This window comes from Achromobacter pulmonis (genome assembly GCF_002885955.2).
In the GTDB taxonomy this organism is placed as follows: Bacteria; Pseudomonadota; Gammaproteobacteria; order Burkholderiales; family Burkholderiaceae_B; genus Achromobacter; species Achromobacter pulmonis_A.
The window spans coordinates 70,609-83,578 of the sequence record NZ_POQS01000006.1 but is presented as its reverse complement, the minus strand read 5'-3'; the positions used below and the strand labels follow the sequence as shown (position 1 = coordinate 83,578).

The window sequence follows — 12,970 nt, the reverse complement described above, 5'->3', positions numbered from 1 at the left end:
CACTCATTCTGTCTTTTTGCTCGACCTTTCTGCTGAAAACGGTCTTTGACCGGCACTGACCCGGCACCGATCCTGACGCCTGCGGCACGCCTTTGTGCCGCTCTTTCCATGAGGAATCAGCTCAGGAGAAATCGGAGGCCAGGTCATGCAAGGGACGAACGTGCTGTTCGGTCAGATCGCCGTCGTATTCGGCATCGTGATCGCCGGCGTGTGGGGCGCCACACAATGGACAGCAGCCGCCCTTGGCTATCAAGTACGCCTTGGCTCGCCCTGGTTCGACTTCCTTGGCACGTCGATCTACCACCCTTGGAAACTGTTTGAGTGGTGGTTCTTCTTCGGGGCCTATGCACCGGAAGTATTCGACACCGGCGGCACCATCGCCGGCACCAGCGGCATGGTCGCCGTGGGCGTTGCCATCGCCATGTCGGTCTGGCGCTCGCGCCAAGCTCGCCTCGTTACCACCTACGGCTCTGCGCGCTGGGCTAGCGCGCAGGACATTCGCAAGGCGGGCCTCACGCAACCGGCCGGCGTGTTCCTCGGCCAGCACGACCGCCAGTACCTGCGGCATGAAGGCCCGGAACACGTCCTGACCTTCGCGCCTACGCGCTCGGGCAAGGGCGTTGGCCTCGTGGTGCCGACGCTGCTTTCCTGGCCCGCATCCGCCGTCATCCACGACATCAAAGGCGAGAACTGGCAGATCACCGCAGGCTGGCGCTCGCGTTTCTCGCATTGCCTGCTGTTCAACCCGACCGATGCGAAGTCGGCGGCCTACAACCCGCTGCTGGAGGTGCGGCGAGGCGCGCATGAGGTGCGCGACGTTCAGAACATCGCAGACATTTTGGTCGATCCCGAAGGTGCATTGGAGCGCCGGAACCATTGGGAGAAAACCAGCCACGCGCTGTTGGTCGGTGCGATCTTGCATGTGCTCTACGCCGGCGAAGACAAGACGCTGCGCGGCGTCGCCAACTTCCTCTCCGACCCGGCCAGCCCGTTCGAGCTGACCTTGCACCGGATGATGACCACGCCCCACCTGGGCGATGGGCCGCATCCTGTCGTCGCTTCGGCGGCGCGCGAAGTGCTCAACAAGTCGGACAACGAGCGTTCCGGCGTGTTGAGCACCGCCATGTCGTTCCTCGGCCTGTACCGCGACCCGACGGTGGCCGAAGTCACCTCGCGCTGCGATTGGCGCATCGCCGACCTGATCGCGGTCGAGCATCCGGTATCGCTGTACCTCGTGGTGCCGCCTTCGGACATTTCGCGGACGAAGCCGCTCATTCGCCTGATCCTCAACCAGATCGGACGGCGCCTCACCGAATCGCTCGATGGCTCCGATGGCATCGAGCGCCGCCACAAGCTGCTGCTGATGCTCGATGAGTTCCCTGCGCTGGGGCGCCTGGACTTCTTCGAGACGGCGCTGGCCTTCATGGCGGGCTACGGCATCCGCAGCTTCCTCATCGCGCAGTCGCTCAACCAGATCGACAAGGCGTATGGGCAAAACCACTCCATCCTCGACAACTGCCATGTGCGCGTGACGTTCGCCACGAACGACGAGCGCACCGCCAAACGGATCTCCGAGACGCTGGGCACGGCCACCGAGCTGCGCGCCCAGCGCAACTACGCGGGCCATCGGCTCGCGCCGTGGCTGGGCCACCTGATGGTGTCGCGCCAGGAAACCGCGCGCCCGCTGCTGACGCCGGGCGAAGTGATGCAGCTTCCGCCCGACGAGGCGGTGGTGATGGTGTCCAGCGTCGCGCCAATCAAGGCGAAGAAGCTGCGCTACTACGCGGACGGCAATTTCAAGCGTCGCGTGCTGTCGCCGCCCGTACTGGCGGGCGGGCAGTACGCAGACGCGCCGCCATCGCGGCCCGACGACTGGAGCGGGTTGGCGGTTCCCGCCGTGCCCGCCGCACCGGCCACGGCATCCGCCGATGGCCTGGGTTCCACGGATGACGGCGGCCCGCGCCGCCAACCCGAACTCTCCGAAACCGTCACCTACGCCCCCGAGCTGGCCGTGCCGACTGCCGACCTCGCGCTGCTCGATGACGACGACGACCTGCCGCTTCCCCTTCCTCGCCAGCTTGACCCGGTCATGCAGCGCACGGCGCGGCTGGCTTCCCTCGACCCCAACGACGGAATCGAGCTATGAGCCACTACCGCCTCAACCTATTCATCCAGCCAGAGCACGCCAAGCGCCTGGACGAGCTGGCCGCCATGAAAGGCGTGTCCAAGTCGTCCATCGTCGCCGCTGCCTTGGCGTCCTGGCTGTCGCCCGATGCCGCCGACCAGCGCGAGGCGGCCATCGCCAAGCGGTTGGATCGCCTGTCGCGCCAAACCGAACGCCTGGAGCGCGACCAGAACATCCAGATCGAGACGCTGGCGCTGTTCATTCGCTACTACCTCACGGTCAGCACGCCAGTCCCCGAGGCACACCAAGAGGCCGCCCGCGCCCAAGGCAAAGCGCGCTTCGAGCAGTTCGTTGAACAGTTGGGCCGGCACCTGCTGCGCGGGCGCAGCCTGGTGCGCGACGTGGTGGAAGAACTGCATCCCGACCCGATGCGGATGGAAGACGCGGCGGCAGCCGCGCAAGCGCAGGAGCGTGCGTCATGAGCGCCGTTCCGCAGTCCATGAGCGCCACGTCGCTCGACCGCCGCTTCCAGATGCTGCGCACGGCGATGGGGCCGCTGATCGCCGCGGCACTCGAAGACCCGGACGTGGTGGAGGTGATGCTGAATCCCGATCGCACCCTCTGGGTGGATCGGCTTTCCAGTGGTCGGGCGCCGATGGGCGTGGAACTGTCCGAAGCGGACGGTGAGCGAATCATCCGCCTCGTGGCAGCCCATGTCGGAGCGGAGGTGCATCGCGGCCAACCGCTGCTGTCGGCCGAGTTGCCGGAAACGGGAGAACGCTTCGAGGGCATCTTGCCGCCTGCCGCGCCGGGGCCAGCCTTCGCGCTGCGCAAGCGCGCCATCGGCGTCATTCCGCTGGAGCGGTACGTCATCGACGGGATGATGACCAGCGCGCAAGCGGGCTTTCTCGTTCGCGCCGTGCGCGAGCGGCAGAACGTCTTGATCGCCGGCGCTACCAGCAGCGGCAAGACGACCCTGGCCAATGCGCTGCTGGCCGAGATTGCCGCCACGGGCGACCGCGTGCTGGTGCTCGAAGACACGGTGGAGCTGCAATGCGCGGCCCGTGACCACGTTCCCCTGCGCACGCGCGCAGGCGTGGTGTCGATGACCGAGCTGGTTCGCTCGTCCATGCGCCTGCGGCCTGATCGCGTCGTCGTTGGCGAAGTGCGCGGCGCCGAGGCGCTGGATCTCATCAAGGTATGGGGCACGGGCCACCCCGGCGGCATCGCCACGATCCATGCCGGCTCCGCGCTCGGCGCGCTGCTGCGCCTGGAGCAACTGATTCTCGAAGTGGCGGTGAATCCGCCCCGTGCGCTGATCGCCGAGGCGGTCAACGTGGTGATCCACATCGCCGGACGCGGGCGCAAGCGCCGCATCGAGAGCATCGCCCGTGTCGTCGGCTTCGACGCAGTGGGCTACCAACTGGCGGACGCGCTGGAAACGCCGTTTCCCGAGCTTCAGCCACTTCCCGATGCCGCACCCGCTGCGGCGACTTCCCCACCCCCTGACTCACTTGGAGAACTGCCATGACGCAGATGACCATTCCTGCTTTCCGTTTTTCTGCAAATCCGGCTTTGCGTCTTGCGCGGCTGCGCTGCCTGGCCCGTCCTGCGGGACAAGGGCTGCTGCTGGCCGCGCTGCTGTTGTTCCTGGCCGGAACCGCGCAGGCCGCCGGTTCCTCGATGCCGTGGGAAGGCCCGCTGCAATCCATCCTCGAATCCATCCAGGGGCCGGTGGCGCGCATCGTGGCCGTCATCATCATCATCGCCACGGGCCTCGCGCTCGCCTTCGGCGATACGTCGGGCGGATTCCGCAAGCTGATCCAGATCGTCTTCGGCCTGTCCATCGCGTTCGCCGCTTCGAGCTTCTTCCTGTCGTTCTTCAGCTTCTCCGGCGGGGCCGTCGTATGAGTGCCCCGGACACCTTCGCCGCCGGCTTCGAGGTGCCGCTGCATCGCTCGCTGACCGAGCCGATTCTGCTGGGCGGTGCGCCGCGCACCGTGGCGATCGCCAACGGCACGCTGGCCGCCGCTGTCGGGCTGGGCCTGCAATTGTGGATACCGGGCGTGGTGCTCTGGATCGTCGGCCATTCGCTGGCGGTCTGGGGCGCGCGCCTTGATCCGCAGTTCATGGCCGTGTTCGCCCGCCACATCAAACACAAGCCGCTGCTGGATGTTTGAGGGGAGGACGCCGCGATGCTGAATCTCGCCGAATACCGCCAGCGCCCGGCCTTGCTGGCCGACTGGCTGCCCTGGGCCGGACTGGTCGCGCCGGGCGTCGTCTTGAACAAGGACGGCAGTTTCCAGCGCACGGCCCGGTTTCGCGGGCCTGACCTCGACAGCGCGACGCAAGGCGAACTGATCGCCACGTCGGCGCGACTGAACAACGCGCTGCGCCGCATGGGATCGGGCTGGGCGCTATTCATCGAAGCCGAGCGCCATGCGGCCGCCGACTATCCGCGCTCGGAGTTTCCCGAGCCGCTTTCGTGGCTGGTGGAGGAAGAACGCCGGGCCGCGTTTGAGGAATCCGGCCATCACTTCGAGAGCGGCTATCACCTGACGCTGGTGTACCTGCCGCCGGAGGAATCCCGTGCTCGTGCAGCCAAGATGCTCTACGAGAACACGCCGACAAATGGCGTGGACTGGCGCGAGCGGCTGCAAGCCTTCGTCGCGGAAACGGATCGCGTCTTTGACCTGCTCGACGGCGTGATGCCGGAAATTGACTGGCTCGATGACGCGCAGACGCTGACCTACCTGCACGCGACCATCTCGACGCGGCGCTACCGCGTCGGCGTGCCCGAAGTGCCGTTCCACATCGACGCGCTGCTCACCGATTCCGCACTGATCGGCGGCCTGGCGCCCATGCTAGGCGATCAGCACCTGCGGCTGGTGTCGGTGCGGGGCTTCCCGACCTCGACCTGGCCGGGGATTCTGGACGACCTCAACCGCCTCGGTTTTGCGTACCGCTGGAGCACGCGCTTTCTCTGCCTCGACAAAGCCGAGGCGGAAAAAGAACTTTCCCGCCTGCGCCGCCAGTGGTTCGCCAAGCGCAAGAACGTCATCGCGCTGCTGCGCGAAACGATCTTCCAGCAGGAAAGCCCGCTGGTCGATACCGACGCCAACAACAAGGCCGCCGATGCCGACGCCGCCTTGCAGGAGTTGGGCAGCGATCAAGTCGCCTTCGGCTATCTGACGGCGACCGTCACCGTCATGGACGAGGACGCCGCCGTCGCAGACGAGAAGCTGCGCATGGTGGAGCGCGTCATCCAGGGTCGGGGCTTCGTCACCATCCCTGAAACGCTCAATGCCGTGGATGCCTGGCTGTCCTCGCTCCCCGGCAATGCTTACGCCAACGTGCGCCAGCCCATCGTCTCGACGCTGAATCTGGCGCACATGATGCCGGTGTCGGCGGTATGGGCCGGGCCGGAGAAGAACGAACACCTCGACGGCCCCCCGCTGATCGTGACACGCACCGACGGCGCCACGCCGTTCCGGCTGGTGACGCACATCGGCGACGTGGGCCATACGCTGGTCGCGGGGCCGACCGGCATGGGCAAGTCGGTCTTGCTCGCCACGCTGGCGATGCAATTTCGCCGCTATCGCGGCTCGCGCATCTTCGCCTTCGACATGGGCCGCTCCATGCGGGCCGCCATCCTCGGCCTGGGCGGCGAACACTACGACCTGGGCACGGATGGCGAAATCGCCTTCCAGCCACTCGCGCGCATCGACCGTGAGGGCTACCGCACCTGGGCCGCCGAATGGATCGAAGGCCGCTTGCTGCACGAAGGCGTGGCGATCGGCCCCGACGAGAAGGCGGCTATCTGGTCGGCGCTGGGAAGTCTCGCCGGTGCGCCGGTGGAGCAGCGCACGATGACGGGACTTTCCGTGCTGCTGCAATCGAACACGCTGCGACAAGCGCTGTCGCCCTATGTGCTGGGTGGCGCCCACGGCAAGCTGCTGGACGCCGACCACGACCGGCTGGGCATGGCCGACGTGCAGTGCTTCGAGATGGAGGAGCTGATGCACAGCAAGGCCGCCGTCATGGCCGTGCTGCATTACCTCTTTGCGCGTTTCGATGAACGCTTCGACGGGGCGCCCACGCTGCTGATCCTTGATGAAGCGTGGCTGTTCCTCGATGACCCGGTGTTTGCCGCGCGTATCCGCCAGTGGCTCAAGACACTGCGCAAGAAGAACGTCAGCGTCATCTTCGCCACGCAGAGCCTCGCCGACATCAAGGATTCGAGCATCGCGCCCGCGATCATCGAGAGCTGCGCGAGTCGGATTTTCTTGCCCAACCCGCAGGCCACCGAGCCGCAGATTCGCACGATCTACGAGGGCTTCGGCCTCAACAGGCGGCAGATCGAGATCGTCGCCACCGCGCAGCCCAAGCGCGACTACTACTACCAATCCCGCCTCGGCAACCGCCTGTTCGAACTCGACCTGGGGCCGGCGGCTCTGGCGTTTGCGGGCGCTTCCACGCCGCAAGACCAGCGCGACATAGACCGCGTGCTGCTGGACGCCGGCGTGCCCGGCTTCGCGGGCGCCTGGCTGCGCCATCGCGGCCTCGATTGGGCGGCCGACCTGCTGCCCTCGTTCCCCGGCCTCGCGCCGGGTTCCCTCGCTGACCAACCTCTGGAGAACCTGCCATGAATAAGCGCCTTATCGCCGCCGCCATCGCGGCCATGCTTTGCACCGCCACCGCCCATGCGCAATGGGTCGTGGTCGATCCCACGAACCTCGTGCAGAACACGCTGACCGCGATCCGCACGTTGCAACAGATCAACAACCAGATCCAGCAGCTTCAGAACGAAGCGCAGATGTTGATGAACCAGGCGCGCAACCTCGCCAGCCTGCCGTCCAGCGTGGTGAACCAGTTGCGCGCCAATTTGGCGACGACCGAGCGGCTAATCGCCCAGGCGCGCGGCCTGGCCTACGACGTGACGAATCTGGATCGGGAGTTCGCGCGCCTGTATCCCGAGCAGTACGCCGCCACCGTCAGCGGCGACCAGATGTACCGCGACGCGCAGGAGCGTTGGAGGAACACGCTCCACGGCTTGCAGACCACCATGCAGATGCAAGCGCAGGTATCGCAGAACCTGGGCGAAGACGAAAGCGTGCTGGCCGACCTCGTGGGCAAGAGCCAGTCGGCCGAAGGCGCGTTGCAGGCGATGCAGGCCATGAACCAGTTGCTGGCTTTGCAGGCCAAGCAGTCGATCCAGTCGCAGCGGCTCCAGATCACGCAAGACCGGGCCGCCTCGCTGGAGCTGGCGCGGCAGGCGGCGGCCACCGAACGCGCCCGCGAGGTGCGGCGGCGCTTCCTGGGTGAAGGCACGCCGTACACGCCGCAGCGCGTGGACTTCTACGGCAACTGACGGAGGCCGCCATGCGATGCGTCCTCGCCCTGTCGGTTTCGCTGCTTGTGGCGCTGCTGGCCGCTTGCAGCGAGCAGCCGACCGACAACCTTGCCGATGCCCTGACCGCCGATCCCGTGCGGCTCAAGGCATTGCGCGCGCAATGCGCGGCCGACCGGCAGGCCACGGGCGAGGACGCTTGCCGCGCCGCCGCCGAAGCCTTCCGGCGGCGCTTCTTCTCCGGCCAGGCCGGGCCGGATGAGTACCAGACGCTGGCCGACCTGCCGCCGATCCCGCCAAGTTTCGATGCACCGGCCGAATCGGACGACGGCAGCGAATCGCCGGCCGCATCCGATCAAGAGGACGCGCCATGAATGACGTGACCATCATCGACCGCTTCCTCAGTATCTTCGCCGCCTACATCGACTCGGGTTTCGGGCTGTTGCAGGGCGAAGTGGCCTTCCTCACCGCAACGCTGATCGTCATCGACATGACGATCGCCGGACTGTATTGGGCGATGAGCCACGCCACCGGCCAGGGCGAGGACGTCATCGCCAAGCTGCTGCGCAAGGTGCTCTACGTCGGTGCCTTCGCCTACATCATCGGCAACTTCAACTGGCTGGCCGGCATCGTGTTCCGCTCCTTCGCCGGGCTGGGCATCACCGCCACCGGCTCGGCCATCACGATGGAGAACTTCTTGCAGCCGGGCCGGCTGGCGAAAACCGGCATCGACGCAGGAGCGCCGATTCTGGAGCAAGTCGGCGAGATGGCCGGCTTCCCCGAGGTGTTCGTCAATCTTGACGCCATCACGGTGATGTTCCTCGCCTGGCTGATTGTGGTCTTGAGCTTCTTCGTGCTGGCGATCCAGCTATTCATCACGTTGATCGAGTTCAAGCTGACCACGCTCGCAGGCTTCGTGCTGGTGCCTTTCGCGCTCTGGAATAAGACGAGCTTCTTGGCGGAAAAGGTGCTTGGCAACGTGGTGTCGTCTGGCGTCAAGGTCTTGGTGCTGGCTGTCATCGTCGGCATCGGTTCGGGCGTGTTCGCGGAGTTCCAAGTCCATCCCGCCGAGCCTTCCATCGACCATGCGCTGGTCATCATGCTGGCCTCGCTCACCTTGCTGGCGCTCGGGATCTTCGGCCCCGGTATCGCCACGGGCCTGGTGTCCGGTGCGCCGCAACTCGGCGCGGGCGCGATGGCCGGGGCCGCTGTCGGCGCCGCCGGCACGGCCGTTGCCGTCGGCGCTGCCGCGACGGGCGTAGGCGGCGCCGTCATGGCCGGGGCGCGCATGGCGCCTGCCGCCGCCAAGCTCGCTGGCAGCGGCGCGCGTGCTGCCGCCTCGACGGCCAGCAGCGCACGCTCGGCGTTTCAGGCCGGTTCCGCCGCCGCAGGCGGTGGCGCGAAGGGCGCGATGGCCGGCTTGGGCAACGTCGCCAAGACCGGCGCGCAGTCCGCCGGGCGCGGCATCGCATCCCGTGCTTCCGCTGCTGGGCAACGCATGGCAGCTCCCTTCCGCTCTGGTTGGAACGGCCAGGCGGCTGACGGCGACTCGGCAGCCGGAGCATCCGGCCAGGCCGCCGCAGGCGAGGCCACGTCCGGCGCAGCCAATACACAGCCCGCTTGGGCCAAGCGGCTGCATCGCCGCCAGCAACTCACCCATGCCGCGACCACCACCGCCCATGCGCTGCGCGGCGGCGACGGCGGCGGCTCCGGCCAGGGGCCGAGCCTGCGCGATTCCGATTCATAAGGAGAACTGACAATGCGATTCAAGAAACCGCAGGTGCGCTATGCCGACACGCCGCAGCCTGCCACGCCGTACCAAGCTGCCGGCCAGGTATGGGACGAGCGTATCGGCTCGCCGCGCGTGCAGGCGAAGAACTGGCGGCTGATGGCCTTCGGTTGCCTGACACTCGCGCTGCTGATGGCTGGCGGCCTGGTGTGGCGCTCGGCGCAGTCCATCGTGACGCCCTACGTGGTGGAGGTGGACAGCGCGGGCCAGGTGCGCGCCGTCGGCGAAGCCGCCACGCCTTACCGGCCCAACGATGCGCAGACCGCGCACCACATTGCGCGCTTCGTGACGCTGGTGCGCTCGCTGTCCATCGACCCCATCGTCGTCCGCCAAAACTGGCTGGACGCCTACGACTATACGACCGACAAGGGCGCAGCCGTGCTCAACGACTACGCGCGGGTCAACGACCCATTCGCACGCATCGGCAGGGAGTCGGTGACAGTGCAGATCGCCAGCGTCGTGCGCGCCAGCGACACGTCTTTCAACGTGCGCTGGACGGAACGCCGCTACGTCAACGGCGCCGCGGCTGGCCTAGAGCGGTGGACGGCCGTGGTGTCCATCGTGCTCCAGCCGCCGCGCACCGAAGAACGCCTGCGCAAGAACCCCCTGGGCATCTACGTCAACGGCTTGTCGTGGAGCCGAGAACTGGATTCTTCCGAAGGAGCCAAGCCATGAACCTGTCTTTCCGTATTTACGTTTCCGTGCTGATGCTTGCGGCCCTGGCGGGCTGCGCCACGCAGGGCAAACCGCCGCCGGTGATTTCGCTCGATGAGCCGGTGCAGGCTCAGCCGCTGCCCGAGCCGCCCGCGCCGGTGGAGGTGGTGGCCGTACCCGAGGTGTTGCCGATGCCGGCGCAGTTGAAGCCAGCGCCCGAAGCAGAAGACGCCAAACCCACGCCGGAACCGGCCGACGAGAAGGTGCGCGTCTCGCGCGCCAATGCCGAGGCCCGCGTCGCACCCACGCGCGAGGGCTACGTCAACGCGATTCAAGTCTGGCCCTTCACCGATGGCGCGCTGTATCAGGTCTATGCCGCCGTGGGTCGCGTGACCGTGATTTCGCTCCAGCCGGGCGAAGAACTGGTGACGGTAGCCGCCGGCGATACCGTGCGCTGGATCGTGGGTGACACGTCCAGCGGCAGCGGCGCCGAGTTGCGCGTGAACGTGCTGGTCAAGCCGATTCGCTCGAGCCTCAAGACCAACCTCGTCATCACTACCAGCCGCCGCACCTATTTGCTTGAGCTGACCTCGACGGAAAAGACGTGGATGGCGTCGGCGTCATGGGAGTACCCGCGCGACCGGATGCTGGCATTGCAGCGCCAGGCGCAGGCGGCCAGTGCCGCCGCCCCGGTCGATACCGGACTGTCGCTGGAGAAGCTGCGGTTCCGCTACGCGATCAGCGGCAGCAATCCGCCGTGGAAGCCGCTGCGCGCCTTCGATGACGGCGAGAAGGTCTATATCCAGTTTCCGCCGGGCATCGCGCAAGGCGAGCTGCCACCGCTGTTCGTCATCGGCGCGCAGGGCGATGGACAACTGGTGAACTACCGCTTCCGCTCGCCGTACTACATCGTGGATCGGCTGTTCGGCGCGGCCGAACTGCGCCTGGGCAGTGACAAGGGCGACGTGGTGCGAATCGAGCGCACGGACGGCGTTGCGCGGAGGAACTGACCATGAGCCAAGACGACGCCCCTGACCTTGCCACGCCGCAGGCGGGCAAGGTAGCGCCCGAGGCGGTGGCGCTGCGCGCCCAGCCGCGCCCGGTCACGCGCCTGAATCGGCGCACGCTGGCCATCCTTGCCGGCGGCCTGTCGGTCGCCGTGTTCGGGGCCACGATCTGGTCATTGCAGCCGCAGCGGCGCGGAGCCAGCGAGCAGGCCGAGCTTTACAACGTCGATCGCGTGTCGAAGTCCGAAGGGCTGGACGCGCTGCCAACCGATTACTCGAAGCTGCCGGCCTTGCCGCCCGCCGCACCCGAACTGGGGCCGCCACTACCGGGCGATCTTGGCCCGGCCATCGTGAACTCGCAGCAGCCGGTGACACCGGCCTATACGCCTCCGGGTCACGATCCCGAGGATGCCTTGCGCAAGGAAGCTGATGCGGCGGCGGCTTCGTCGGTGTTCTTCCGCTCGGGCGGCCAAGGCCAGGCCGCCGCCACGGTGGCGCAGGCGGCGCCGGGGGTGCCTGGCGCTGCCAGCGCGCTCGCGGCCTTCGACCCACTCGCTGCCGGGCCGGCCTCTGTGGCTGCACAGCCAGCCGATCCGACCGCCGTGCAGAACCGGCAAGACCAGAAAGAGGCATTCCTGAAAGGCGGCTCTACGGAAACCCGCAATTCCGGCAACCTGGCGCTGCCGGCATCGCCTTATCAGGTGATGGCGAGCACGGTGATCGCCGGCGCGCTGGTGACAGGTATCAAGTCGGACTTGCCGGGCGACGTGATCGCCACGGTGACAGAGCCGGTCTATGACACGGCCACGGGCAAGTTCCTGCTGATCCCGCAGGGATCGCGCATCCTCGGGCGCTACAACAGCCAGGTCAGCTACGGGCAGAGCCGCGTGCAGGTGGTGTGGAACCGGATCATCCTGCCCGATACGTCCTCGCTGACGCTCGACAACCTCGTGGGCACCGACCCGGCCGGCTACGCCGGCCTGGAAGACGACGTGGACTGGCATTGGGATCGCATCGTCGCCGGTGCTGTGCTGACGACGCTGCTGGGCGTTGGCGCCGAGCTGGCCGCGCCGGAGAACCGCCAGGACGGCAACCGCATCGTCATCGCCGGACGCGACAGCGCACAGGACAGCATCAATCAGGTCGGCCAGGAGATGACCCGGCGCAACATGAACATCCAACCCACGCTGACCAGCCGGCCCGGCCTGCCGGTGCGGATCATCGTCAACCGGGATCTTGTGCTGCGGCCGTACCAGCCGCTGTTCTTCAACCGGGGGGCTTCGCAATGAGCACGACCAAGAAGCTGCGGCTCGGGCCGCTGCCCAAGACCGAAAGCGTCAAGCTGACCTTCGCCTGTCCGGCCAGCCTGAAAGCCGACCTCGATCGCTACGCCGCGCTGCACGCGCAGGCGTATGGCGAGGCGGTAGATGCCATGACGCTGATCCCGCACATGCTGGAAGCCTTCATGGCGGGAGACAGGGGATTCAGGAAGGGCACGGCCACGCGGAGCGCGCCATCGAAGCCGGCATGATGGTGTCGTACATCGCCCGCCGCATCCATCGAACGCGCAGCCCCAAGGCTGCGCGTTCTTCGTTCTGGATGCCGCCAAGCCTCTTGGGCTATGATGATGCGGCAGGCCCGCCGTTCCTCGGCAATCAAGCACGACACAGTGCGATGCGGCTTCCCCTCCCGACGCTCTTATGTGGCTCCTAGCCCACGAAGCCGCAGTGCTGCAAAGCGGCCCCGAAAAGAGCTAACCTACTGCCCCACATACGGTTTCAAGCCCTTCGTGATTTACACGAAAGACTTGACACCGGCACTTTTTTGTTTTTGCGGTGGTTCGTTTTTGCGGTGGTTGTTTTGTGCGGATTGTTTGCGCGCAATCATTGCGCGGCGCAGGTCCAGACGAAATAGGACGTGCGAATCATTCGCATTTAAGATATTATTATGGGCTTGTACCGGCCTGCCGGCGCCGCTTAAGTGTGCGTGTCGTTTCTGGCGGGCCGGAGAAGTCAATGCCATCTGGCTCATGCACCCCGGCTGAT

The 12,970-nt window shown here is 66.7% G+C and carries 14 protein-coding genes; 13 read left to right on the top strand and 1 reads right to left on the bottom strand.

Translation table 11 applies throughout. The features are described from left to right. Positions 1-145 precede the first annotated feature (145 nt). From C1I89_RS21875 to C1I89_RS21815, 13 genes are read left to right on the top strand one after another with little or no spacing between them, the layout of a single operon-like run. Positions 146-2,146, top strand: a complete 2,001-nt coding sequence (locus C1I89_RS21875; RefSeq protein WP_028240152.1) for a conjugal transfer protein TraG — start codon at positions 146-148, stop codon at positions 2,144-2,146. Further along, entirely contained in the window at positions 2,143-2,607 is a 465-nt protein-coding gene (locus C1I89_RS21870; protein WP_028240151.1) for a ribbon-helix-helix protein, CopG family, read from the top strand. The genes C1I89_RS21875 and C1I89_RS21870 overlap by 4 nt, the downstream gene beginning before the upstream one ends. After that, complete coding sequence (trbB, locus tag C1I89_RS21865) at positions 2,604-3,656, top strand: P-type conjugative transfer ATPase TrbB (RefSeq protein ID WP_028240150.1); 1,053 nt, start codon at positions 2,604-2,606, stop codon at positions 3,654-3,656. Before C1I89_RS21870 ends, trbB begins: the two co-directional genes overlap by 4 nt. Beyond that, positions 3,653-4,036, top strand: coding sequence for a TrbC/VirB2 family protein (locus tag C1I89_RS21860; RefSeq protein ID WP_003103996.1), 384 nt, complete (start codon positions 3,653-3,655; stop codon positions 4,034-4,036). Before trbB ends, C1I89_RS21860 begins: the two co-directional genes overlap by 4 nt. Then, positions 4,033-4,305, top strand: coding sequence for a VirB3 family type IV secretion system protein (locus C1I89_RS21855; RefSeq protein WP_023083647.1), 273 nt, complete (start codon positions 4,033-4,035; stop codon positions 4,303-4,305). The genes C1I89_RS21860 and C1I89_RS21855 overlap by 4 nt, the downstream gene beginning before the upstream one ends. Before the next feature lie 15 nt (positions 4,306-4,320). Continuing rightward, the gene (trbE, locus tag C1I89_RS21850; protein ID WP_028240149.1) at positions 4,321-6,774 is read left to right on the top strand and encodes a conjugal transfer protein TrbE; all 2,454 of its coding nucleotides are present in this window, start codon (positions 4,321-4,323) and stop codon (positions 6,772-6,774) included. Then, complete coding sequence (trbJ, locus tag C1I89_RS21845) at positions 6,771-7,496, top strand: P-type conjugative transfer protein TrbJ (RefSeq protein ID WP_028240148.1); 726 nt, start codon at positions 6,771-6,773, stop codon at positions 7,494-7,496. The genes trbE and trbJ overlap by 4 nt, the downstream gene beginning before the upstream one ends. A gap of 11 nt (positions 7,497-7,507) precedes the next feature. Continuing rightward, entirely contained in the window at positions 7,508-7,849 is a 342-nt protein-coding gene (locus C1I89_RS21840; protein WP_028240147.1) for a hypothetical protein, read from the top strand. After that, entirely contained in the window at positions 7,846-9,222 is a 1,377-nt protein-coding gene (gene trbL / locus C1I89_RS21835; protein ID WP_028240146.1) for a P-type conjugative transfer protein TrbL, read from the top strand. The genes C1I89_RS21840 and trbL overlap by 4 nt, the downstream gene beginning before the upstream one ends. 12 nt (positions 9,223-9,234) lie before the next feature. Beyond that, complete coding sequence (gene trbF / locus C1I89_RS21830) at positions 9,235-9,939, top strand: conjugal transfer protein TrbF (RefSeq protein ID WP_028240145.1); 705 nt, start codon at positions 9,235-9,237, stop codon at positions 9,937-9,939. After that, positions 9,936-10,928, top strand: coding sequence for a P-type conjugative transfer protein TrbG (trbG, locus tag C1I89_RS21825; protein WP_028240144.1), 993 nt, complete (start codon positions 9,936-9,938; stop codon positions 10,926-10,928). The genes trbF and trbG overlap by 4 nt, the downstream gene beginning before the upstream one ends. A 2-nt stretch (positions 10,929-10,930) precedes the next feature. Next, positions 10,931-12,214 carry a TrbI/VirB10 family protein gene (locus C1I89_RS21820; protein WP_028240143.1) on the top strand — a complete coding sequence of 428 codons (1,284 nt, stop codon included), beginning with the start codon at positions 10,931-10,933 and terminating at the stop codon, positions 12,212-12,214. Then, positions 12,211-12,456, top strand: coding sequence for a DUF2274 domain-containing protein (locus C1I89_RS21815; protein WP_028240142.1), 246 nt, complete (start codon positions 12,211-12,213; stop codon positions 12,454-12,456). Before C1I89_RS21820 ends, C1I89_RS21815 begins: the two co-directional genes overlap by 4 nt. Positions 12,457-12,719: 263 nt before the next feature. Here the strand turns inward: C1I89_RS21815 and C1I89_RS34125 are convergent, their stop codons facing one another. Further along, positions 12,720-12,956 carry a hypothetical protein gene (locus C1I89_RS34125; protein ID WP_146196924.1) on the bottom strand — a complete coding sequence of 79 codons (237 nt, stop codon included), beginning with the start codon at positions 12,954-12,956 and terminating at the stop codon, positions 12,720-12,722. Between the last annotated feature and the right edge of the window lie 14 nt (positions 12,957-12,970).